This is a genomic window from Clostridium sp. YIM B02551 (assembly GCF_022324735.1).
Taxonomy (GTDB): Bacteria; Bacillota; Clostridia; order Clostridiales; family Clostridiaceae; genus Clostridium_T; species Clostridium_T paridis.
This window is the reverse complement of record NZ_JAKGTF010000017.1, coordinates 20,806-45,374: the sequence shown is the minus strand read 5'-3', so window position 1 is coordinate 45,374 and position 24,569 is coordinate 20,806. Positions and strand designations below refer to the sequence as shown.

Annotated in this window: 23 protein-coding genes; 8 read left to right on the top strand and 15 right to left on the bottom strand. The window is 29.2% G+C overall.

The window, feature by feature from the left end:
• Positions 1-146: 146 nt before the first annotated feature.
• The 4 genes from L1S47_RS18015 to L1S47_RS18000 form a co-directional block, all read right to left on the bottom strand.
• Positions 147-1,712 carry an SPOCS domain-containing protein gene (locus L1S47_RS18015; RefSeq protein ID WP_238885710.1) on the bottom strand — a complete coding sequence of 522 codons (1,566 nt, stop codon included), beginning with the start codon at positions 1,710-1,712 and terminating at the stop codon, positions 147-149.
• Positions 1,713-2,044: 332 nt separating this feature from the next.
• Positions 2,045-2,281 (bottom strand): Veg family protein, encoded by a 237-nt coding sequence (locus L1S47_RS18010; RefSeq protein ID WP_202768048.1) that lies wholly within the window; start codon positions 2,279-2,281, stop codon positions 2,045-2,047.
• A gap of 214 nt (positions 2,282-2,495) precedes the next feature.
• Positions 2,496-3,359: a sporulation peptidase YabG gene (gene yabG / locus L1S47_RS18005; protein WP_202768049.1), complete on the bottom strand. Its 864-nt coding sequence runs from the start codon at positions 3,357-3,359 to the stop codon at positions 2,496-2,498.
• 195 nt (positions 3,360-3,554) lie between these two features.
• Entirely contained in the window at positions 3,555-4,553 is a 999-nt protein-coding gene (locus L1S47_RS18000; protein ID WP_238885700.1) for a CotS family spore coat protein, read from the bottom strand.
• Positions 4,554-4,659: 106 nt separating this feature from the next.
• Between L1S47_RS18000 and L1S47_RS17995 the strand changes: the two genes are divergently transcribed.
• The 3 genes from L1S47_RS17995 to L1S47_RS17985 all read left to right on the top strand — a co-directional run bounded on the left by L1S47_RS17995 (position 4,660) and on the right by L1S47_RS17985 (position 7,999).
• On the top strand, positions 4,660-5,781 hold the full coding sequence (locus L1S47_RS17995; RefSeq protein WP_238885698.1) for a glycosyltransferase family 1 protein: 1,122 nt from the start codon (positions 4,660-4,662) through the stop codon (positions 5,779-5,781).
• 142 nt (positions 5,782-5,923) lie between these two features.
• A complete protein-coding gene (locus L1S47_RS17990; RefSeq protein ID WP_238885695.1) occupies positions 5,924-7,231 on the top strand; it encodes a putative DNA modification/repair radical SAM protein in 1,308 nt (435 codons plus the stop codon).
• A 9-nt stretch (positions 7,232-7,240) separates the two neighbouring features.
• On the top strand, positions 7,241-7,999 hold the full coding sequence (locus L1S47_RS17985; RefSeq protein WP_238885692.1) for a TIGR03915 family putative DNA repair protein: 759 nt from the start codon (positions 7,241-7,243) through the stop codon (positions 7,997-7,999).
• A 60-nt stretch (positions 8,000-8,059) separates the two neighbouring features.
• Here L1S47_RS17985 and L1S47_RS17980 read toward each other — a convergent pair whose 3' ends face one another.
• The 3 genes from L1S47_RS17980 to L1S47_RS17970 form a co-directional block, all read right to left on the bottom strand.
• On the bottom strand, positions 8,060-9,097 hold the full coding sequence (locus tag L1S47_RS17980; protein ID WP_238885688.1) for a CotS family spore coat protein: 1,038 nt from the start codon (positions 9,095-9,097) through the stop codon (positions 8,060-8,062).
• A gap of 12 nt (positions 9,098-9,109) precedes the next feature.
• Positions 9,110-9,835 (bottom strand): hypothetical protein, encoded by a 726-nt coding sequence (locus L1S47_RS17975; RefSeq protein WP_238885676.1) that lies wholly within the window; start codon positions 9,833-9,835, stop codon positions 9,110-9,112.
• Positions 9,836-9,946: 111 nt separating this feature from the next.
• Positions 9,947-10,957 carry a CotS family spore coat protein gene (locus L1S47_RS17970; protein WP_238885668.1) on the bottom strand — a complete coding sequence of 337 codons (1,011 nt, stop codon included), beginning with the start codon at positions 10,955-10,957 and terminating at the stop codon, positions 9,947-9,949.
• Between the two features lie 166 nt (positions 10,958-11,123).
• Between L1S47_RS17970 and L1S47_RS17965 the strand changes: the two genes are divergently transcribed.
• Positions 11,124-12,263: a glycosyltransferase family 1 protein gene (locus L1S47_RS17965; protein ID WP_238885659.1), complete on the top strand. Its 1,140-nt coding sequence runs from the start codon at positions 11,124-11,126 to the stop codon at positions 12,261-12,263.
• 49 nt (positions 12,264-12,312) lie between these two features.
• Here L1S47_RS17965 and L1S47_RS17960 read toward each other — a convergent pair whose 3' ends face one another.
• Positions 12,313-13,425, bottom strand: a complete 1,113-nt coding sequence (locus L1S47_RS17960; protein WP_238885646.1) for an ABC transporter substrate-binding protein — start codon at positions 13,423-13,425, stop codon at positions 12,313-12,315.
• Positions 13,426-13,605: 180 nt separating this feature from the next.
• Between L1S47_RS17960 and L1S47_RS17955 the strand changes: the two genes are divergently transcribed.
• Complete coding sequence (locus L1S47_RS17955) at positions 13,606-14,496, top strand: LysR family transcriptional regulator (RefSeq protein ID WP_238885644.1); 891 nt, start codon at positions 13,606-13,608, stop codon at positions 14,494-14,496.
• Positions 14,497-14,502: 6 nt separating this feature from the next.
• Here L1S47_RS17955 and L1S47_RS17950 read toward each other — a convergent pair whose 3' ends face one another.
• From L1S47_RS17950 to L1S47_RS17935, 4 genes are all read right to left on the bottom strand, one after another.
• A complete protein-coding gene (locus tag L1S47_RS17950) occupies positions 14,503-15,471 on the bottom strand; it encodes a polyprenyl synthetase family protein (RefSeq protein ID WP_238885642.1) in 969 nt (322 codons plus the stop codon).
• Positions 15,472-15,488: 17 nt separating this feature from the next.
• Positions 15,489-16,010, bottom strand: a complete 522-nt coding sequence (locus L1S47_RS17945) for a Gx transporter family protein (RefSeq protein ID WP_202768061.1) — start codon at positions 16,008-16,010, stop codon at positions 15,489-15,491.
• Positions 16,011-16,020: 10 nt separating this feature from the next.
• A complete protein-coding gene (locus L1S47_RS17940; RefSeq protein ID WP_238885639.1) occupies positions 16,021-16,404 on the bottom strand; it encodes a NusG domain II-containing protein in 384 nt (127 codons plus the stop codon).
• A 241-nt stretch (positions 16,405-16,645) separates the two neighbouring features.
• Complete coding sequence (locus L1S47_RS17935) at positions 16,646-18,523, bottom strand: NAD(P)/FAD-dependent oxidoreductase (RefSeq protein ID WP_238885635.1); 1,878 nt, start codon at positions 18,521-18,523, stop codon at positions 16,646-16,648.
• 370 nt (positions 18,524-18,893) lie between these two features.
• Between L1S47_RS17935 and L1S47_RS17930 the strand changes: the two genes are divergently transcribed.
• Together L1S47_RS17930 and L1S47_RS17925 are read left to right on the top strand one after the other, a co-directional pair.
• Positions 18,894-19,466, top strand: a complete 573-nt coding sequence (locus L1S47_RS17930; RefSeq protein ID WP_202768064.1) for a hypothetical protein — start codon at positions 18,894-18,896, stop codon at positions 19,464-19,466.
• Between the two features lie 196 nt (positions 19,467-19,662).
• The gene (locus L1S47_RS17925; RefSeq protein WP_202768065.1) at positions 19,663-20,112 is read left to right on the top strand and encodes an FMN-binding protein; all 450 of its coding nucleotides are present in this window, start codon (positions 19,663-19,665) and stop codon (positions 20,110-20,112) included.
• Positions 20,113-20,170: 58 nt separating this feature from the next.
• Here the strand turns inward: L1S47_RS17925 and L1S47_RS17920 are convergent, their stop codons facing one another.
• Entirely contained in the window at positions 20,171-21,052 is an 882-nt protein-coding gene (locus tag L1S47_RS17920; RefSeq protein WP_238885633.1) for a CsxC family protein, read from the bottom strand.
• Between the two features lie 198 nt (positions 21,053-21,250).
• Between L1S47_RS17920 and L1S47_RS17915 the strand changes: the two genes are divergently transcribed.
• Positions 21,251-21,751 carry a hypothetical protein gene (locus tag L1S47_RS17915; RefSeq protein ID WP_238885630.1) on the top strand — a complete coding sequence of 167 codons (501 nt, stop codon included), beginning with the start codon at positions 21,251-21,253 and terminating at the stop codon, positions 21,749-21,751.
• 59 nt (positions 21,752-21,810) lie between these two features.
• Here L1S47_RS17915 and L1S47_RS17910 read toward each other — a convergent pair whose 3' ends face one another.
• Together L1S47_RS17910 and L1S47_RS17905 are read right to left on the bottom strand one after the other, a co-directional pair.
• Complete coding sequence (locus L1S47_RS17910; RefSeq protein WP_238885627.1) at positions 21,811-23,091, bottom strand: PTS sugar transporter subunit IIC; 1,281 nt, start codon at positions 23,089-23,091, stop codon at positions 21,811-21,813.
• Between the two features lie 378 nt (positions 23,092-23,469).
• Positions 23,470-24,561 carry a DUF871 domain-containing protein gene (locus tag L1S47_RS17905; RefSeq protein ID WP_238885833.1) on the bottom strand — a complete coding sequence of 364 codons (1,092 nt, stop codon included), beginning with the start codon at positions 24,559-24,561 and terminating at the stop codon, positions 23,470-23,472.
• Positions 24,562-24,569: the final 8 nt, after the last annotated feature.

The window sequence follows — 24,569 nt, the reverse complement described above, 5'->3', positions numbered from 1 at the left end:
TTAAAGTATTCTATAAAATGCAAAAGCTGTCTCATTATATTGTGAGACAGCTTTTAAAAAAATATTCTTACTAACTTTATTAACTTTTTGTAATACTTGGCATTTATTATTATTACATGATTCTTTTTAATTCAAATGACGAAAATTTATATAACCGCTCTTCCTGGAATCAATAATTTTGTTCCAACCTTCAAATTTTCATCTGCTTCAAGATTGTTTAACTTCACAAGTGCATCCATTGTTGTTGCATATTTTTTTGCTAAAGACCATATTGTATCACCTAATTGAACTACGTATATTATAATACTAGCTTTTTTGCCTTTTGCTTCACCTTCTTTTGTCTCTAAAGATGATACCCATTTCTTTAACGCATTTGATATTGATTTAACCTCAACTGAAACTATAGCTTTTATAGCTATTGTTGATCCTTCAATCACACCTTGAATACTTTCTATAATACTCTTTGCAATGCATTTCGCATCTTCCTCAGAATTAGGTAAATCTACTGTTACATTAAATGGAATTTCAGAATTCATTTTACCTACTTCTTTCTCTCCACCTTCAGCCATATAGATTACTTCAACATTTAACACTCCATCAATCAAAGCTTTGCCATACATTATTTTTTTCTCTATTATTGTTGCGTTACCTGTAGTCGATAGTATTTTACTTGGCATTGCTGAAGAATCCGTAACTTGTAAGTTTTCTTTAATAACTGCTTCTGCATTACCTTTATCATTAACAATTCCAACATTTGTATCTTGTTGTTTAACATCAATATTCATAGATGGCGAATATACATCATCTATGAAATCCATATGACTTTTATCCATAATCTTAAAATCTGATCTAGCTTGAACATCTATTTCTATCTTTCTAGCTTCTCCCAAGTCATCTTCTCTAACTTTCAAGTCATAATTTGTAAGGCAAAAGTTTCCTAGTGAAGTCATATTCGATGATACTCCTATAACTTCCTCATCCTTACTAATAAATATATCCTCTTCAGCAAGTATAACCTCCCTAGTTTCTGAAGCTCTATATAATAATTCTACCTTGCAGAAACATGAAACTGTAACTCTGTCCTCATTTAACTTAATATCCTCTTTATGAATATTCAATGATGTCTTTATTATCTTACCAACTTGAGGCTTATCCATACCAATAATAATTGTGCCAGTTCCACTGAAATCAATTTCCTTTTTAGCTACTAACTTGTCTATCATTTCAGGCTTTCTTAATACTTGAATGTCTTTTACTCCAACTATATCTTTCAAAAAATCAATTTGAGAATTTTTATAGCATTCAGTGCTTATATTTAATACCCCTTCAATTGATATTTTTCTTTCATTTATTATTTTTCCTTCAATATGTTCAATTTTTGCTAAAGCCTCACATGAGATCCTATGTTCTGCTTCTAACCCCTCAATATAGTTTGAGAACTTATCATTATAAGAAACACTATTAAGTACAAGACCTTCTTCTTCTCTTGCTAGATATAAAACAACGTATTCTATGTTTCCTTCAAGCAGTATTCTGTCGCCAAGACTTTCTTTTCTGGTAAGGTTGGTTCTACCACTAACCGAAATAATCTCCTGTACATCTGGATGAGTATCAGGTATCAAAAATTCACCTTTAAGCATTTGATCTATAGAATCTTCTCTCACAAGTTGTTGGTAATCAACAGACTCTTTTATAGTATCTATTTCTGGCATTATATCCCTCCTACAAAATTCTTATTACTATTTATACTCAATTTTTTATGGAATATGAACTAAAATCTAAGTTTTGTAGGAGTAAATTAACGCATTTTTCTACATCGTTACGATTTTTTTGTCGAAAAAGATAATTTTTTTTGATTTTACTGTTGACATTGTTTCTGAAATATCGTATTATAATATTGGTTATTGACCATATAACCTCTCATAAATTCTCAATACCCTTTTATACCATAGTTGAAAGATGGATACCCACCATCTTTCTTTTTTGTCGTCTAAGTAAACGTTTTTTTGAGGATTAAAAAAAACTTCGATGCATAATCGAAGTTTTATCCAGCAAAATGTAATTGTACTGTCTTTGTCAAAACATCTGAATAACTATATGTCACTGTCCTTTGGGTGTCACTCTCTAATCTAATAACAAATATACTTGGATATAAACTTTCAAGTATTCCATTATTAACGAGAATTTTCTTCCTGCCTCCGTTGGCCTTTAATGTTACTTTTTCACCAACATGGCCTTCAAGGTCTCTTTTTATGGAAGCTAATGTTCTATTTTTTTCCATATTAAACACCCTCTTTCCATTATATATTTTACCCTAAATACTTACATATGTCAAATTAAAAATTTAATTTTATCACTATTTGTTTTAACTTGTCAATGTAAATTTTTAATAACATAACTTTCATATACTTATTTTCCTTAAAAATAACTTTTTTATTCCTATTTTCTGAGGTTTTGTTTAATTTTTCTCAAATATTAAGAAAATACTTCTTTTTCTAAAGATATACTGACTTTGGATATCCCTCTCTATACTTTCCTCTTGTTTGCAATCCCCCAATTCCTTTTATTCCAGTTATTGTATTTTCTATTACATCTGTTATAGAAACAACTGTGTCTATTCTTGTATAGGCTATTTTCTCACATACAAATACTGGATCTAAACAATGAATTAGTACCCTATTGGGAGATGATGCAAAGTTAGCTCCTGCATCTAAAATCCCTTCATAGCATGACTGACAAGCTCCTGCAAAAATAACTAGTTCATCATAACTTGAATTGTAATCTCTTAATGCCTTAACTGCCTCAATATAGTATCTAGAATTCCTATAGCTATCTAAATTCAAAAAATCCTTGGCATTTTTATGAACGCCATCATGGCCTGTCAAAACGACGATATCCGGCTTTATTTCCTTAACCATATCTACAACCTTAAGAGGCTGCTCTCTTTCAATTACAGACCGTCCTACGGCCTCTATATTTAATTGTTTATATACCTTTAAGCAATTTTCCATATATACTTCATCACCATCAATATGAAGAACCTTACCTGGCCTTCCAAACATAAGCTCTTTTTCAGGAATTATTTTAGGCGATTTTGTAATTCTAGTATAGGTTCCCCCTCTTGAACTAATTGCATTTTTTATAGCTTGACTAACTCTTGCATTTAAAATCTTATCTTTTTCTGCTATAAACTCTTTGTTTACAAGTTCCAAATCATCTCTGCTCGAATCAGCAATTATACGGATACTTATTCCTTTTAAAATATATATTACCTCGCCATTGTCCTCTTTAACATCAATAATCTTGAAAGTAATGTCCTTCCCATATGATTTTCTTACAACCACGTCACCTATTCCCATACTTTCTCTCCTAAAAAATTATCTATTTCATGATATGCAATTTACAAGAACAATGTGCAAATCTTTTTTTGCAAATAATAATTATCACTACTAAATAAAAAGTGAGTTATACAAAATAAAATGCACATTTTACTTTGTAATAGCTCACTATGGATACAAAAATAGTTAATAAATTTTAAACCTGACGATATTACTCTAAACTCCATATTCTTTTCTAAATTCTTCGATAAATTTCAAAAATGCTTCTTGTTCCTGGACTAATCCATCCAATTTATTTGCAAAAGTCCCCTGTCCCCAATTAACTTCATTGTAGTAATATCTGTTAGCCAACCTCCAGTATCTTTGTGGAAATAATAAATATGCAAAAATCACATTATATTCTCCTTTTTGTAATGGAGATACTGAATTATATGCATCTAGTATATCAACTGCAGAGCTTATATCCCAATCTACTCTTTTTAATACTTTAGTCATAAAGTTTGCTATATCATAAGCTCTTACTTCTCTCTTACAATAGTCAAAATCTATAATATTAACATTATTATTTTCATCTAAAATAATATTATGATAAGTATAATCATGATGACAAAAACTCTTCTCTACTTCGGTACGTTCACATAGTTCATAATAACTTGAGTTCTTAAGAATATCTAATGCACGTCTTCCAAGATCCTTATAAAATTCAACTGTCTTAATATAGTTTAAATCAAATGTTCCTTTATTTGACTTTTTTCTTGACATATCTCTCATTTTGTCTAGAGACTTTATTCTCTTATCCATCAAGCTTGGCCATCTTCCTAGATCGCTTTTAAGCTTACTATTTTCTGGTGGATCATATCCTTTACTCATTTCATGAAGTACCGCTAATTCTTTTGCTGCTATTCTAACCTCTTCAGTTTTATGGAAGTCACACTCTCTACCTGGTATCCATTCTGAAAGTGTGTATATATCTTCATTAACTAATGCATAAGGTTCTCCTTCAATATTTAATGAATACTTGTCAACTCTTGAATATCCTTTTTCAATTAAGAATTCTTTTGCACCATATACAAATAATAGTTTTTGAATTCCATAACTTATCTTCTTCAAACATTTTTCTCCCTTGTTTGTTCTAAGATGATATACACCTTTATTTGGCTTTATGTTTTCAATAATAATATCAAATTGTCTTTCAATCTCTGATTCCCTCATCATCGTTATGCACCCCCTAAATATTTATATGTTGTTCGAGTAACAATTATTAACAAATCACAAAATAACTTAATATAATAAACTATAACTATATTTGAAAGGATTTATCATGCGTATAGGAATTGACGGCAGAGCATCAAAATGGTACAGAGGTACTGGTATTGGAACCTATACCTATGAACTTATATACAACCTTAACTTGATTGATACAATAAATGACTATCTTTTATTTTTACCTGAGAATTCAAGTTTTACATCATTAAACAGAAATTTTACCAATAAAAAAGTCGATGAGAATCCTAATGAAAATTTTTGGGAAAATGTTTCTTTGCCTAATATAATTAAGAATAATGATTTAGACTTATATCACATACCGCAAAACGGAGTCGGATTACCTACTGAGCTATCTTGTAAGTCAGTTATAACTCTTCACGATATAATACCTCTCAGAATGCCTGAAACAGTAAGTGAACGATATAAATACATTTTTCATAACAATATTCCAAAAATTATAGATAAAGTTAGCGGAATTATAACTGTATCTGAATTTTCAAAGGAAGATATATCTAAAGAATTTAATTATCCCAAAAGTAGGATATATGTCACTCCCTTAGCTGCGGAGAATATATATAAGCCTTTAGATAGAAGCATATGTAAGAGCCTCTTAAATAAATATTATTCTATAGATAAAAATTTTATTCTTTATGTGGGAGGATTTAGTCCTAGAAAAAATATTATTGGACTACTAGAGGCTTTTTCTAAATTAAAAGAAAAATATAAGCTTCCCCTAAATCTTGTGATAACAGGCAAGCATGGAATCTCCTATGAAATATATAAAAATAAAGCCATATCTCTAAATATTGATAAAGATGTATTATTCCCAGGATTTATTCCAATGGAACATATGCCAATATTTTATAATTCTGCTGAGATGTTAGTGTACCCGTCTTTCTATGAAGGATTTGGATTACCTCCATTAGAATCCATGGCATGTGGAACACCAGTTATAGCTTCTAATAGCACCTCTATACCTGAAATACTACAAGACTCTGCTATACTAATTAATCCCCAAAATATAAATGAAATCATCGATGCAATGTATAATTTTTTAATAAACAATGATCTTAAAAATCAGTATATAGTTAAAGGGTTCTCTAAAAGTAGAGAATATAACTGGAAAAATACCGCCCTCAAAACTCTAAAAGCATATACTGAAATATATAATTCATAATTAATAATTAAAGAACAGGTATTCCTGTTCTTTAATTATATACCACCAACCATATTTTTCCAACAAATTCTTTTATGTTAATTTGCATAAGAACACTTGTTCGTGTATAATTTAAATATAATGAATGGATGGTGAGTTTATTATGGATTTAAGAGAAAAATTAAAAATACTTTCTGATGCTGCTAAATATGATGTTTCTTGTTCCTCTTCAGGTTCTAATAGAAAAGGCAAAAAAGGTTTTCTTGGTAATGCTATTGAAAGTGGTATATGTCATAGCTTTACTCCTGACGGAAGATGCATTTCTCTTCTCAAGATACTTTTAACTAATTACTGCGTTTATGATTGTGCTTATTGTATTAATAGACGTTCTAATGATTCATTAAGGGCAGCATTTACGCCTGAAGAAGTTTGCGAAATTACAATAAACTTTTATAGAAGGAACTATATTGAAGGACTTTTTTTAAGTTCAGCAGTTTTTAGAAATCCAAATTACACAATGGAACTATTATTAAAAACGTTAAAATTGTTACGTGAAGTGCATAAGTTTAATGGATATATTCATGTAAAGGCTATTCCTGGTGCCGATAAAGCACTTATTGAAAAACTTGGTCTATATGCTGATAGAATGAGTGTAAATATAGAATTGCCTTCAGCAAATTCATTAAAACTCTTAGCCCCTGAAAAATCAAAAGATAATATTTTAGAACCAATGAAGGTAATAAAAGCAGGAATCCAAAGTTATTCTGAAAATAAAAAAGTAATTAGAAGTACTCCTATTTTTGTTCCAGGAGGTCAAAGTACTCAACTTATTGTAGGAGCAACTGGTGAAACAGACTTACAGATTTTAAATTTAAGTGAAGGTTTATATAATAAGTATGATTTGAAAAGAGTTTATTACTCGGCATATGTCCCTATAACTTCTAGTAACAAGTATCTTTCAAACATAATAACTCCACCTTTAACCCGCGAACATAGATTATATCAAGCAGATTGGCTCCTACGTTATTATGGATTTAAGGCAAAGGAGCTCTTAGATACATCTAAGCCAAACTTTAATTTAAAACTAGATCCTAAAACCTGTTGGGCAGTAAACAATATGCATCTTTTCCCAATTGAAATAAATAGAGCTCCATATGAAATGTTATTGCGAATTCCTGGCGTTGGAGTTAAATCAGCTCAGAAAATTATAAGAACTCGTAAAGTTCATATTTTAAGCTATAATGATTTGAAAACCTTAGGAATAGTTTTAAAGAGAGCTCAATATTTTATATTATGTAATGGAAAATATTTTGGAGATATTCCATTTGCTTCTTCTCTTATAGAGGATAGGCTATCTGATAATATTATTAATAAAGGTTTTAATTCCAATATTCATCAGATTAGTTTCTTTGATAAGTTAGCTCTCCCTTCTATGGAAGATAGAATCACATCCTTAACTGGCGAACTTTAGGAGGTATTAATGATGGATGTATTGATATTTGATGGTACTTTTACTGGATTATTAACTTCTATTTATGAAGCTTATTACTCATTTCCTAATACCAGACTTATTTTATCTGAGACTAATTACTGCGATAATTTTGTCTATTCGAAGAATCTAGTAATAACAGATTTAGAAAAAGCTGAAAAGGTGCAAACTGCAATAGTAAAAAAAACTGGAATTTCAACACTCGAAAATGCTTATCTAGCATATTTGTCTGATAACCCTGATGTATATACTAAGATATTAATATATATAAAGTTTGCCTTTTCAATTGGCTTCAAAGTAAATGAACATTTATATGATAAAAGAGTCAAAAATATTATTGATATAAAAAATAAAATTACAAGAGAAGCTCATAGCTTCATAGGTTTTATTCGATTTACGTTAATAGACAATAAGTTTTTATATTCTCCTATTGAGCCAGATAACAATATATTAGAGCTCTTGTCATCGCATTTTAAAGATAGATTTCCTACTGAAAATTTTATTATTCATGATATTAAAAGAGGTATTGCGTTAAGATATATTTCTGATAAAAATGAGATTGACTTCATTGAGATGAATCCAGATGAGTACAAATTTTTAAAGAATTATAAAGACGAGTTTGAGGATTTATGGAAAACATATTTCAAATATACAACTATACTAGAAAGGCAAAACACTTCTATTCAAAAGGCCAAAATGCCTAAAAGATATTGGAAGTATATTACCGAAGTAAAAAATAACATAAATTAAGTTCCTATGTAAGGTGTAGATAATTCTATCTACACTTATTACTATCTATACAATATTAATTTATAAATATTTGCTTTTAAATAAATCTAAGAACTCTTTTTTATCCGCTTCTTCAACTGCTTTTCCTTTAAATTTTGATAGAAAAGCTTCGTAGCTCCATTTCTTTTTTTTGTAATAATAATTTGAAACTAAATTATAATAATCATTTGGAAATACCATCATTGAATAAAGCACATTAAGTTCTTCCTTATCTAACTTATTAATAGATTCATAACTATTAATTATCTCATTACATTTATCTAAATCATATCCAAAATTTTTAATAGATTTAATTATAAAATTGCATAAATCATGGACTCTTATATCAATAAGTGAATATTCAAAATCAATAAAATATGCTTTTTCTTTAGCTAAGATTATATTATGATACGCCAAATCATTATGACATAAGACTATCTTACTCTCATCATTACATGATTTTAAATATTCCGCGCTATTAATTCCAAATATTGCTTTATCAATATTAGCTATTTGCTCATTAATTGTGGATAAAAATAATTCATCAAAAGAATTCTTGTTTTTAAAAGTACTAACCATATCTTCAATATCTTTTAGTTCTTCTCTTGCTTTCCTAAAATAATCAGGCATCTTGAATAAATTATTTTTTACGTCTAAAGTCTCTATATTCCTTAAATGATTTAACAATCCCAATGATGCATTATGATATTTAGCTAAAGCTGTTGCCGCCATATTTACATCTAGTGGATTAGCACAACAACATTCCCTACCTTCTATTAATTCCATAACACAGTATATACCATCATTCCACTTCACATAGTAATTTCCGTCCCCAGCTTTTACAAAGTTAAGTATATCTGAAAAACCTTCTCTAATATAATCTAGTGATGTTGTAATAAATTTTATATCTTCTGTATTTTCTATTTTCTTTAATATTCTTTTGCCTTTATCTGTAATTAGCAAATATACACTTCTTAAAGGTACTAAATCTTCAACTCTTAAGTCAAATTTTTTAAACAGTTCCACATCTAAGTCATATTCGCAGAGATATTTCTCATCAGCATATCTAAGTTTGTTCATATAATCACCCTTCTATATCGTAATACTATTATCAAATTCACACGCCTTCATAAATTTATAATAGAAGGTCTCCTCATTCCACTGTTTCTTTCCTTCCTTATATTTTTGAAGTAATTTCATACTTTCTTGAGGGTATAAAATGTATCCCATTAGAAAAACCTTGGAGTTATCTTGGAGCTTTTCACTTTTAACTATATAGTCTATAAAATCTCCATAAGAAGTCACAACACTATACTTTCTAAGCTTCATAAGAAATTTTCCATAGTCACTTTCAATAATGTTATAGCATACTCCTTTCACAGAATTTATGATAATTTTTTCATTATACTTTAAATGTCTAAAATCACAATTTCCTAAAATTATCTCGCCATTATCCATTGCCCTTCTAAGAATTGATAAATAATTTGAATTATCAATATAGCCTATAGCTTTTTCAGCATTTAATAATACCTTATAAACTTCATCTTTTATATGTTCTGGATAGTAATCTTTCAATGCTGCCCTGCTTACTTTTCTATATAATACTTTAAATTCTTCAAAATCTTCACCAATTCTACTAGGAACTGTCGGAATAATATCATAAGGATACTCACTCAAGATTTTATGAATTTCATTTATAATATCTATCTGGCTATATATATCTTCTATTTTTAGTTTGGCGCTAGTACTATCAAATTCCTCTTTATTAATCAATACATCTCTATTATTTAAATATTGTTCTAATGTAAGGAATCTCATTGCTACCCCCTTTTATAAATGTTAAGACAAATCCAGTAGGAAATAGACTATAGATCTTTGATACCTTGTACATGATTTCAAAACTCTACCCTATTCCCTAACTTTTACACCCTAAAGTCTAATTCTTGAATTCGTAAACTCTTTAATAAACTCCTGTTTTTCCTCTCTATCTTCAATATACTTTTTTAATTTATCAACAAAAAATTCTTCTCCCCAAGGTTGCTGTTCCCAATAATACTGTATTCCTAATTGCCAGAATTGTTGCGGAAATTTAATAAATGTTCCTATTATTTTATTATCATCCTTAAATAATCTATTTACAGAATTATAGTTCTCTAATATTTCTATTGCTTTCTTATTATCCCATTTTCCATTTTTCATAGATCTAATAATAAGGGATGATAAATCATGTAATGAACTATCAAGAATGCAATAATCAAAGTCTATTACATACATTTCTCTATTACCTGTTACTAGTACATTATGATGAGCATAATCATGATGACAGAACCCTCTCTTAAATACTTCTTTATTCATTCTGTCAAAATAATTATATTTCTTTAAATCTGTAATTGTTTCTTCTATTTGCTTTAATTCATCTTCCATTACACTTAGATAAAGCTTATCAAATTCACTCTTATACATTTTTTGATTTATTCTCTTTTTGAAATCAAGTATTTCACTTTCTCTAGTTTGAAAATTATCTATCCATCTAAACCAAAATATCCTTGGTCTCATTTTTCTGTTTAAGCTAAACCCTTGACTTGATAAGTGAAGTTCAGCTAACTTCTTAGTTACTTCCATCAATTCAATCACATTGTCATAATTACTTTCCCTAGAGGTTATCCAAGGAGAAAGATAACAAAACTTATTATCAAAGGCTATATATTTTTTGCCCTTACGTGTCTCTATAATATCTGGTATATTTTCAAATCCTCTATTTTTCAGATGGAGAATTGCTGATAGAATAAAATAAAAATGAGGATAATCATATTTTATGGTTTTTAAACTATACTCCTTATCCCCAGATTTAATTAAATAAATATTTTTTTTATTTTCAATTTCATCTATATCTATTCCATAACTCTCCATCAATAAATCTTGTAAAGTCTCTAACCTCAATCGTCTTTCCTCCCATAGTAATTCTAAGTTATTATATGTATCAAAATAGATATTGGTGAATTTAATCACCTTTAAGACCATCAGTCATATTTATATATTATATATAACAGACATTTATATTTTTGGATGTCTCGCTTGTATTTAGTAATGTTCTAGGGAGTATTTTATGGATGTATGTATAGATGCTAGGGGATTAAATTGGTATAGAGGTACTGGAATTGGAACTTATACCTACAATTTACTGAAGAATATCCTTGGAATAAAATCAGATAACAAATATCATTTAATTTGGTCTGGAGATGGATATGAATCATTTATTAATGAAAAAATCAGTGTACTAATGGCTTCTAAAAAGCACCAAAGATTCTTTGAGAATTACTACATCCCATCATATATAGAAAAGAAGCATTTAGACATTTATCATGTTCCTCAAAATGGTATGGGCTTAGCTCAAGATATTTCTTGTAATAAAATAGTTACAATACATGATTTAATTCCATATATTCTACCCGAAACAGTCGGGGCAGGCTATTTAAAAAGATTTCTAATGGAAATGCCAAAAATAATTGATAACTCTCAAGGAATAATAACTGTTTCTGAGTATTCTAAAAAAGATATTTTAAGGTTTTTTCCACACTTTTCTGATGATGATATTTTCGTAACCCCATTAGCTGCCAACGAAGAATTTAGACCTCTTGACAAGGATAAATGCAAAAACTATTTAAGTGAAACCTATAATATTTCCACCCCATATTTCTTATATCTAGGTGGTTTTAGTTCTAGAAAAAATGTAAAAGGCTTAATACTTGCCTATGAAAAAGCTTTACTTAGCTTTAATAAACCAATATCTCTAGTTATAGTTGGTTCCTTAAGAGAAGAAGGTGAAGCATTAAAAAACTTAGTAGAAAGTAAACACTTAAATCAGTATATAAAATTTATTGGTTTTTGTCCTGATGAAGTTCTACCTATACTCTACAATGCATGTGAAGCCTTTGTATATCCTTCAACCTATGAAGGCTTTGGTTTACCACCCCTTGAGGCTATGTGCTGCAAAACTCCAGTTATAGCGTCAAATATAACTTCAATTCCTGAAGTTGTTCAAGATGCAGGAATATTAATAAATCCATATGATATATTGGATATTTCAAATTCTCTTGTTAATTTATCTCAAAATGATGCCTTGAGAATTGAACTAAGTGAAAAAGCTTATGAAAGAAGCAAGGATTTTTCTTGGGAAAAAACTGCTGAAATTACATTAAAAGCTTATAGCAAAATAAATGAAAAATACCTTTTATATAACACATAAATTAATTGGCGAAAAAACCTCAGAATACATTATAATCCTGAGGTTTTTCTTATTTATCCATTGATTCCTTTTTAACTTGCTCGTCTAACTTTTTATAATCATCTATTGTATAATTTCTATTACATATATTAGCCATTAAACTCCATACCTTGTCATTGTTAACCTTTGAAAATTCAGTATCTACAATTGAATTCTTATAAAATACTACTGAGCTAGGGAAAAAAGTATTTTCTTTCAAAAATTTTTCCATTAAACTTTGATTATTAATTGAATAAGTTATAAATCTAGTTGCTAATTCTTGTTTTTCATTTGTACTTTTAACAATTGCTAAATTTTCTCCATCAAGAGAAGCTGCTCTATTACCTCCAATTTCAAATGCAGGTAACATCACTGCTGTTAAAGTATCTTCATTGGAAGCATCTATTATATTATTATAATTATCCTTAGTTGCAATATATGCTATTGTAGTTCCTTTACCCATCAAGTCATTATTCTTAATAAAATCTAATGTCTCATTAATATTTTTATCTGTCCCTGCTTGATATAACATAATATTTCTTAAGGAATCTAAGGTTACATCACTATAATTAAGTAAGCTAATCTTGCCACTAGATTTGCTTTTTATATCTTTCGAAACATCCAGTAATTCTTTCCATGTTCTTATATCTTCAACTTTATACCCATATTGATCTAATATGTCTTTTCTTAGAAACATAAACACTGGGTTATTTTCAATAGGTATTGCTAAAAGATCATCTTGTACACTAATCTCATTTAGTCTCCAGCTATTAAAAGTCTTTCCATAGGAGTCTATTATATTATGTGCTGATGTAATTCCTTGCATTCCTTTATCAGATAAGTTTCTTAAATCCTTAGAATTAATTGAAACTACAGATGGCGCATCGTCACTACTAGAACCTTTTTCTATATAATTAATAATTTCATCCTTAGATTTTTCCTTAACAGTTATACTAACCTTCTTATTAGTCTCCATAAACTCTTTTGAAGATTCTTCTAAATATTTATAATTTTCTTTTGAAGCCCAAATTACAAAACTTCCTTTTAGTGGTTTCAAATTTATTACTTTGTTATTTGCATAAAAAAGGCCTACTACAATAAAAATACATAAAAATAATATGCTATATTTAATTTTATTTTTCATATTTGTTCTCCTTACTGTAAGTTATTATAAAAATATCATAAATAAATCAAGTTTTCAATGACAATTCTACATTATGTAATGTTTTCAATTGATAAAAATTATTGTTTGCAATATTAAATAATATTGTCTATAATTAATTTATTAATTTATTATGAATTTATTATTAACATGGAGGATAAAATGCATTTAGATAACTTACGATATTTTTATGATATCGCTACAACCAAAAATATATCTGATGTTGCAAAAAAATCACACATTTCTCAATCTGCTCTTTCTCAGCAACTTATAAAATTAGAGGACAAGCTAGATATGAAGCTGCTAGAAAGAAGTAATAAAGGCGTTGAACTAACTCCTGAAGGCGAAATCGTTCTAAAGTATTGTAGAGCTATTTTATCAAATTATGATAATATGATTGAGGAATTATCATCAAAAAAATACAATAAAAAATGTTTAAATATACATTCATGCTCATATATACAAAGTTTTATTCTTCCTAATATTATTATGGATATTAAAAACTCTTTTTCTGACTTAAAGATAAGCATAAACTCTGTTCATGCTTCATCTAACATTAATTTTTTAAATACAAGTACCTTTGATATTTTTATCTACTGCGAACAGATTGCTAATGATGCATTAATCTGTCAGGAGCTATTAGAAGATGAAATAATTGCAGTTTGTCCTAATGATTTTAATATAAAAGAAGAGTACACCTTTGATGAACTATCCTCTTTACCTTTAATACTTGTAAATAATTTTTGTACAATATGCAAAAGCTTTGAAGATAAAATTATAGAATTAAATATGAAAAAAGATAAGTTAAACATTGTACTTTCCACTGATTCTCCAGTAGTAGCCTTAAACACCTTATCTAGCACAAATGCTATATGCTTTATTCCAAAACTTGTTGCAAATAAATATCTTAGTAATTCTCAATTTAAACAAGTAAATATAAAAGATTTTAAATTTAATTACTCTCTCTATATATTAGTTAATAAAGCTTTCTATTCACAAGAAAAAAAGCTTATTGATACCTTAAAGAAAAAAATTAAAGGATTCTTAAAATAGAATCCTTTAATAATTTCTATATAATAACTTTTCAATAACTTCTCTAAGAATATCCTTGAATGTATTATCTGGAAGTCTTTCAATTCTTTTAAATGCTTTTTGTGAATATTTAAGCGCTAGTGCTTTTGACTTCTCTACACCATCATTTTTTCTAACTAAATCAATAATCGATTTAATGTCTTCTTCATCATAATGACCTTTATCGAAATACTCTTCAAATGCTTTTCTATTTTCTTTTACTGCATAAAGAAAAGGTAGTGTAAATATTCCTTGTTTTATATCATTTCCAGCAGATTTCTTGATGCTTTCATCAGTTCCAACATAATCTAAAATATCATCTATTATTTGAAATGCCATTCCTACATCATGCCCTATATTCCAAAACTCTCTTGAAAGTTTTTCAGAACAGCCGCTTTCTGCAGCTCCAATATAGAAAGATAATGAAAATAGCTCTGCTGTTTTTCCTGATATTCTTGATAAATATTCTTTAATAGATATTTTATTACTAAACTTTGAATTCATTTGATTAATTTCACCAAGACATATTCTTGACATAGATTTTGAATCAACCTTAATACTTTGAAGAGACCCCTCTGAAGCGAGTACTTTAAAGCATGCACAAAACAAATAGTCTCCTATATATACTGCATAATCTTTTCCATACTTTGATTGAATGGTTTCCTGACCTCTTCTCATTTTCGAATCATCAATTATATCATCATGCACTAGAGTAGCCATGTGCATCATCTCAACTACAGATGCTAATGAATTTATTTTTCCTATTTCCTCATCTTTGCCCCATTTTGATGCAATAATTACAAATGCAGGTCTAAGCATCTTTCCACCTGAATTAACTAATTCTAAAATGGAATTTTCTATGACTTTATCCTTACATCTTGAATTATCTTCTATTATTTTAAGTACCTGTTTTAATTGCTTTTTTATATCTGGGTACTGATTCCACATTTTATCCATAAGATCTCCTCAACTTTTTAAGAAATTTTATTAAAGTAAGGAAGTTTTGACATATGTTTAATTGCATAATTTGCAGTAATTCCAATAAATACTCCTGTTCCAATACCAACCAATGACAATACCGGAAGATATAGCATAACTCCTATATTTCTTACAATCATTGATGCAATTAGTAATTGGCCTAAGTTATGAAATACTCCACCACTGCAACTTACTCCTATAATACTAACTTTATCCTTACCAATTCCTTTAACTACTATCATCATCACAAAGCTCAATATAGCTCCAGCAAAGGAATACATAAAGGAAGATAAATTTCCTCCAAACATTGTTGCTAATGTAAGTCTTAGCAATATAATTATTAGTACATCTCTTTTTTTATCCAAAGTATATAAACCTATAACAGAAATAAGATTTGCTAATCCAAGCTTAGCCCCCGGTGTAGGCAATGGCATTGGAATCATACTCTCAAATATATGTAAAACTAATGCTTGAGCAACTAATAAAGATATATATACTAATTTGGCGGTCTTTCTCATGTTTTCACCTCTAATATGACAGAATTACTCCATCTTCTGAAGTTTCGCCTTTAACTTCCACCATTAATTTATGTGGTAAACATACTAGGTTTTCTCCAACACTATCTATGAAGCCTGGCTTCATACATATTTTATCTGGGCAATCAGCATCTATAATAGCAATCTTATTATCTTTGACTTCTACTATATTTAATCCATACTTTGTCTTTATCTCTATGGAATCCTGCCCCTTATGTGTTGAAAGGGGTATATTTTTATATACCTTTCCCTCAATTGTAATTTGAGCATATGTTTCCTTATAATCTTTTTTTAATATTACTCCGAATATTAATTCAGGAAGAAAGGATAATGTTACAAGCAGAATAATAATTATAATATCCCACTTCTTAATCATAATAGTATTCTCCATTCTTATATATAATTCTATAATGTTATATAACAACATTTTAATTCATTATATCATAAAACTATTACATAAAGTGATAAAAAAAGATGGTAAAAAGCTTTGTTAATGCAATATTTGAAGATCATTGCCTAGCCTTTTACCTTCTTTTAAAATGTTACCACATATATAAGTTCATTCTCTAATTAATTTTTAGAGAATGAACTATTAATACATTATATTTAAGTTCTATTTATTTTCCTTGTCTGTAAACAGGAACTCTTTTTCCAAGCCAGAAATTCCCGACTTTTTCACTTATCCATGGCATTACAAAGTAGTCTAAACCAAATGTTCTACCAGCACCTTGCATTAATGCAATTCCAGCAAATATATACCATAATGTATCCCAACCAGTCATAGCTGAAAGAACGAAATTACATACAAGGAATATTGATGCTCCTGATGCTAAGAATGTAAATAATCCAGCAATTAAGCATAATCCAATACCTAACTCAGTTATTACAACAATTCTTTGGAACCATACTGCAACTTCAGGAGTTGGTATGAATATCTTCATTATTGCTGCATAGAATGTTGGCACATGACTTAATATTGGTGTTACAGTTGCAGCTGCAGAATTAGCTGTATCTGAAGTAGCTTCTGAAGCACCTGATGTTGCTGCTGTATGTAACCAATCAAACGCCATTTTTACATTTCCATCTTTAAACCAAGAATCTGGTCCTAATCCATTAAATATTGATGAGATACCATTTTTAGCCCATGTATCTTCACCTATCATTTTCTTTAATGCTTCAAGTGTCCATAAAACACCAACATATAATCTAAGTGGTACTGTCCATAATCTATTTCCCTTAGAAGCTAATAAACCTCTAAACATATTTCTCTTATCTTCAATTCCAAAGAACTCATGATCTAAATAATGATAACAAGCATTTATTCCATTAACACCAAATAAATAATATAAGTTAACAATGTGCTTCATCATCATTGCAAAGAAACCTGAAAGTTTTACTCCTGCTAAGTTTGCTACGCAATACTTTCCTCCAATAGAAACCATAAATCCATGATAGTTAGATTTAAATTTAGTCATTTGACCATTTTCTATTGCTGCAACTATATTTTTAACAGCTGTATCTGCTGTTTGTTCTGCTGCTTCAACAATTTGAGGAGTTCCTTTTCCTGGTTCTTCTTCAAAGTATGTTAAGTCACCAACTACATATACGTCCTTCTTGCCAGTTGCTTGCATGTACTCATTTGTTTGTAGTCTTCCTGCTCTTGCAGTTTCAAGACCATATTCTTTAGTCTCATGATTTGCTTGAATTCCACAAGTCCATATTAAAGTATTAGTTTCAATTTCACTTCCATCTTTTAAAGTTACCTTATCTTCAGTTACTTCAACGATAGGTGAATTCTTTAATACTTCAACACCGTTCTTCTTCATGTAAGCTTCTGCTTTATCAGCTTGAGATCTATCTAACATGTTAAGTATAGTTCCCATAGCTTCTACAACTAATAATCTAATTTCTTTTTCATCTACATTATATTCTTTTGCTAATTTTGTTTTCCATTCTAATAGCTCTCCAGCCATTTCTATGCCTGTAAATCCAGATCCTGCTACAGCAAAAGTTAAAAGTCTTTTTCTAGCTTTTTCATTTCTTTCTTTTGATGCTTTTTCAAACATATTTTTAATATGTGCTCTAATTTCTAATGCATCTTCAAAAGACCATAATGTGAATCCATTTTCTTTTACTCCTGGAACTCCGAAGAATGCAGGTTCAGAACCAGTACCAACTATTAAATAGTCATATTCATAGGTTCCATGGGTTGTCTTAACAACTTTCTTTTCTGTATTTACGTCTTCTATATAATCTGTAACTAAATTAACTTTTGTTCTTGCAAATATTTTGCTTAATTCTATTTGCACAGACTCTGGATGAACTCTTCCACCAGCTACTTCGTGTAATTCAGTCATTAATGTGTGGAAAGTATTTTTATCAATTAATGTAATTTCCACATTATCATTCTTTTTGTACTTTTTCGCTAATTTCTTAGCGGCATGTACTCCACCGTATCCTGCTCCTAGAACAAGGATCTTTGTTTTATTTGACATTTTACCACCTCTTATGAATATTCTTACGTTAGTTTTTTATAATGTACATAATTTAATACATTAATATTTCAACTTACAAATATAAATCCATATTCATTCTATCCCTTTTTAACTTATGTGTCTATATGTACTAATCTCCAATTTAACATTCTAGTGAATTACTTAACAGTCATGTTTTAATTTTAACAACGCCCTAGCAAAGCCAAGTTAAACATTTACAAGAACTTTAAATTGATATAAGTAATACTAATATAGCATAAGTAAAAACTATTGTATACGTATAACAAAAGAGTGTATAATAAAGATGTTGTCAAAGAATGTATTTATTTGACAAGAATTTAACTAAACATAGATAAAGGGGGATTTTCTCATGAAAAAGAAATCTTTATTAAGCATAATTGCTGCTGGTATGGTAGCTGTTACTTTACTAGCTGGATGCGGCAAGAAGGAAGATACTAAACCTGCAGAAAGTACTACTAAAACAGAAACTGCTAAAGCAGATGCTACTACATCAGCTTCAGTTGTATCAGATGCTGCTGCATTTGAACAAGCTATTGGTACTAACGGAAAATGGATTATTGCAATCACAAAGGACGTTACTACTGATAAGGAATTAGTACTTGATGGTGAATTCAAGAACGGTAAAAAAGACGACAAAGGTAATGATGCTATACAACGTAAAATAGCACTTTACACTCAAGATGAAAATCGTAAGGTAACTGCTAGATTTACATTAACAGCTCCTAAGTTAACTATAAAGAGTCCAATGGCTAGTATTCAACACGGAACATTTAAAGGTGATGTTTATGTAAATGTTGATAACTTCCAATTAGTTGATGCTAAGGTTGATGGAAACATATACTTTGCAACTGATTCAGCTAAATCTACTTTCAAAATGGATGGTACAAGTAGTGTAACTGGAAAACAAGAAGTAAAGAAATAATTAAATATTTCTCATAATATAGAGGGCACTAATTAAGTACCCTCTATATTTGGGTAACCATATATTTAAAGGTTTATGAACGTATATAATCTAAAGGGATTTATAAAATTGTGAGTAATAAGTGCATCATTTAATTATGTACTTATTTATCAATAAATAACTAAAATAATATTTATTATTAAGGGGGAAATTCTCAATGAAAAAGAAAACTTTACTAAGCATCGTAGCTGCTGGTATGGTAGCTGTTACTCTACTAGCTGGATGCGGAAAAAAAGGACCTAAAGATGGAACTTATAAGGCAGAAGCTAAGGACTTTGATGATAAAGGATGGAAGCCTTTCGTTGAAGTTACTTACAAAGATGGAAAAATATCTGATGCTAAGTTTGATTACTCAAACAAAGCTGATGGACATTTAAAGAGTGGAGACCAAGCATATATTACTGCTATGTCTGCAAAATCTCCAACATCTCCAGACAAATATACTAAAGAATTAGCTAGCGCTTTAGTTGACAAGCAAGATATAGCTAAAGTTGACTCTGTTACAGGTGCTACTCACTCATCTGATAACTTCAAAGCATTAGTTAAAGCTGCTGTAGATAATGCTACAAACGGCAAAACTGATACTGCAACTGTAGAAATTAAATAATTATAACAAATTATTTAAGTATAGTTAAAGAGATGGCTCTTAAGCCATCTCTATTTTTTTACTTTTCTATTCTTACTAATTGTTCTTGGTAAACTTCTATCTTCAAATAAGCAACTATATTTTCCATTATCTTTCTAAATTTTACTGCTCTAAAGTTTTCATCTAAACATCCATTCTTACATGGTTTTTCTGGACAAGGTTTATGAGATTTTCTTTCTGGAACTAAGTCTAAATCTTCAATTACTCTCTTTTCTTCTTCGTCTTCATAACCCCATTCATAGTGTGGTTTTTCTTCCATAAGTTTTCCGTCCATAGCTTGGTCATTATCAAATATTCTTGCTTCAACTAATCTGCAGAAAGGTCTTTCAATATAAGCTACTTTATCTTCGAATTCTACTTCGCATCTTAATTTTCCAAGATCTTCGTGTCCACAACCACATTCAATTACTTTATTAAGCATGTTGCCACATTTATTATTTCCAAAGAAGTCTATTTCTTTACCAGTTTCTCTATATTCAACTACTGGTTTTTGAAGATATTCTATTTCTGTTGCACATCTAAATGGAACCTTAACTGTTGCATGTTTGATTGGTCCAACCATTATCTTTCCATATTCTTCTGGATGACAAGCTACTGCATATTCAATATTCTTTTCTATATATCCATTAATGAATAATTTTCCATATACTTTTTCTTTATTGCATGGATCCTTCTTGCCACAGTTTACCATTAATTTGCATTCTGTTAAGAATACATTCTTTTTAACTCTTTTAATTTCATATATATCATCGCATAGTTCAATACAAGCTTCCAAGTCAACTTGTATTTCCCTTACAGCTAATAGTACTGGTACCTTAACAAAGGCTACATCACAAGAAGCCTTTAAGCTACCATTAGTACTTGTACACACATGAATATCCTCAGAATATATCTTGTTCATTATTTTTTCCTCCTATATTCGTTAAATATAATATTATATATTACTTAATAACAGTATATTCTTACTAACAATCATTGTTACATCTTTCGACACTTTTTATATAATTATATGTAATAAAGAGTGTAAAGAATTTTAAATAACTAACCGATTTAAGGAGCTTTGCATATAATATATTTAAAGTACTCATAGGAGTGTTATATGGAGGAAAGTAAGATAAAGATTTCTGGATTTTTAACTCCAGAAGAATTAAATAATATTTCACTATCTCAAGGATCATTGTTTCAAGATAAGGATAACTTATTTCTATCTCAAAAATCCAATCCATTAAAAACTCTAACTCAAGTAAATATGTCGATGAAAATATTATCTTTTGAAACCATTGAATGTGCAAAGGAAAAACTCCTTTTCTTTGAAGGAATAAAAAAGTTTAAAATTGAATACAACGATATCCATGATGAACTTGTACAATTGAATAAGAGTGTATCTGTAAATGGTTGTATCAAGGTTCCACTTAATTTTTATGTCAATGCTCTATATTCGCGACTAATAAAAGGATACTTTTATATTGCAGATAGCTTTACAATTAATTATTACATTTGCTTTTTTGTTGGTTATTCTACATCAAGGAATGAATCTTTAAATAACCCTTCAATATATTCATCAAATAAAAAAAATAGTTTAAATGACGTTTTTAGATAAAATCAAATATAAAAAAGGATATCTATATTTAAAATAGATATCCCTTTTTATTAATATTTTTAATCTGCTAAACTCTCTTCTGCTTCTCTTGCTAGTTCTTTATCTGCAGCAACTACAAATGGTAGGTATATAAATGTTCCTACTGCTATTATAATTAATGCAACTAATCCACCTCTAATTGAAGCTGTAGACATTATCGCTCCTAATACTGGAGGCATTGTCCATGGAGCAAGTACCACTATCTTTGGTGCTACATGTAATGCTGTTAATGTATAAGCTATTATTGCAGAAATCATTGGAACTAAGATAAATGGTATAAAGTATACTGGATTTAAAACTATTGGCATACCGAAAATAACTGGTTCATTTATATTAAATAATCCTGGTGCAACTCCTAAATTAGCAATTGTTTTTTGAGCTTTATTTTTAGATACAATATATATAGCTATGATTAAACTTATTGTTGTACCTGATCCTCCCATGTTTACATAAGAATCTAGGAATTGTGAGTTTAAAATATTTGGTATATCCTTACCAGCATTAAATGCATCTATATTAGCATTTGTTAGTGGTAATAATAAAGTATTTATAACTGGAGCAAGTATATTTGATCCATGTAATCCAAAGAACCATAATAATTGTTGTAAGAATATTATTACTAGTACCCCTGGTAATGATCCTGCTATACCTGATAATGGCTTTTGAATAGTCCAAAATACAGATGCATGTATATCAGTTATATTCCAGATTCCAACAATGTGTTTAAATGCAGTTACAATTATAAGTATAATGATTGATGGTAATAATGCTGCGAAAGATTTAGCTACAGCTGGTGGAACCCCATCAGGCATTTTTATAACTAATTTTGGATTTCCTAAAAGTTTTACAAATATAGATGTAACAATAAGTGCTAATATTAATGAAACGAACAATCCTTGAGTTCCTAAGTATGCATATGGTATTGCCCAATCTAAAGTAGAACCCTTATAAATAATTAATAATGAAGCAAAAGATACAACTCCAGCTGCTAATCCATCAGACTCGTAGGATTTAGCTAAGCTATATGATGTAGTGAATACTAGTAGTAATGACATTATTGCAAATGTACCATTCCAGATGTCACCGCCAAAAGTTTTCCAACTCTCACCAAAAGTATTAAGCATAAAATTTTGAAAGAACTGAAGTGGTAAATTGTTTATTAGTACTGCAAAAGCTCCTGCCATAATAAGTGGCATAATAGCAACAAATCCATCACGTATTGCAACTAAATGTCTTTGTGCACCGATCTTACCTGCTATTGGAATAAAATGTTCTTCCATCCAGGCCATAAATTTTTTCATATATTATTCCTCCCTTTAAATATATTGTTTTTCCCAGCCATCCAAAGGTATTATTATATTATTTGATAATTTCTCATTTCCTTAAGATAGCTAGTACATTTCTTTAATCTGTAATCTGCTAGATTTTATTTTCTATCTAACAACTTTACACTATTATATATAGCAATAGTCGTGCCAAGTTTAAATACTAAGTTTTCATTGAAAAATGGCTTATTTCTTTACTTATTTAATGATAACTTTTACACAGTTATTTATACACAGTGTGTAACAGAGTGTTTTTTTGTGTAAGTCATGTAGTTATGCATCTCTTATGTATTTAAGTAGTGTAAACAAAAATGAACTCAATATACACTAAGTACATGAGTTCATATAAGTATACTATTCTTTTTCTTTAAATCCAAACTTTCCCCAAGGTTCAATATAGTCTAAAAGAAATCTCTCTTCAGGTATTATTTTTGCAACAACATTAGTTTTTCCACTATTCTTCATTTCCTTAATTGCAACTTGCAGTTCCCCTGCATATCTTGTATATAAATCTGATTCTATCAAGATATCTCCTGGTTCTATATCTGGAGTATTATGAGGTGGAAATGGTGTACCCTTATACTTAACTCTACTTTGAGTACTTCTAACTACATAATCTGAAACATCACCTCTACTGAAATGGAATTCTTCTAGAATTATCTTCTTCTCTATTTCAGATATTCCTTTAGTTAACTCTACTCTAAATTCTAGTTTGTCCCTATTAAGCTTACTTAGTGCTATTAATTCTTCCTCTGATGCAAAAGCATTAGCTATAATAACATCATCAATTAATCCTGTAGCCCATAAATGTTTTGCCTGAACTTCAATTGGTAAGTTTCTATGTTCTTCTAGCGTACATATTCCTTCATTTACAGGCCAAGGGCCATGGTCAGCATTATGCGAATTTACAAATGCTGCTGTTTTAATTCCTAATTCCTTAAACTGCTTTGAACATGCAATAAAGTGTTTGTAACTTAACCCAGTATACACATGTGGATAAAAGTTATGACAACCATAAAGATTAGTCATGTTAGGTTTATTACTTAAAATATTATCAACATATTTAGTTCCATTGCTCATATTAAGTTCTACTTTTAGTCCGTATTCATTGAATGTCATAACTGTTTCTTCAAAACCCGAAAAGCCCATATCAAGTCTTATTCCACTTAATCCCATTTCCTTAAATACTTTTAAATCTTGTATGCTTGCATTTAAATTCTTAAATACTGTAGGATCTAAATCTGCAATAACTTCCATTCCATGTTTATTTGCAACTTTTAGCATTTTTTTAAATTCGTCTACTACTTCTTCAGTAGATTTATCACTAGCAGAAATTAAGCACGTAAATATTCTGCTAAACCCATACTTTGCAGCTAATTCGATATACTCTATTATTTTTTCCATTGGAACATGATTGGGATATACTGAAATTCCTAATCTTCTCATCATTTTAC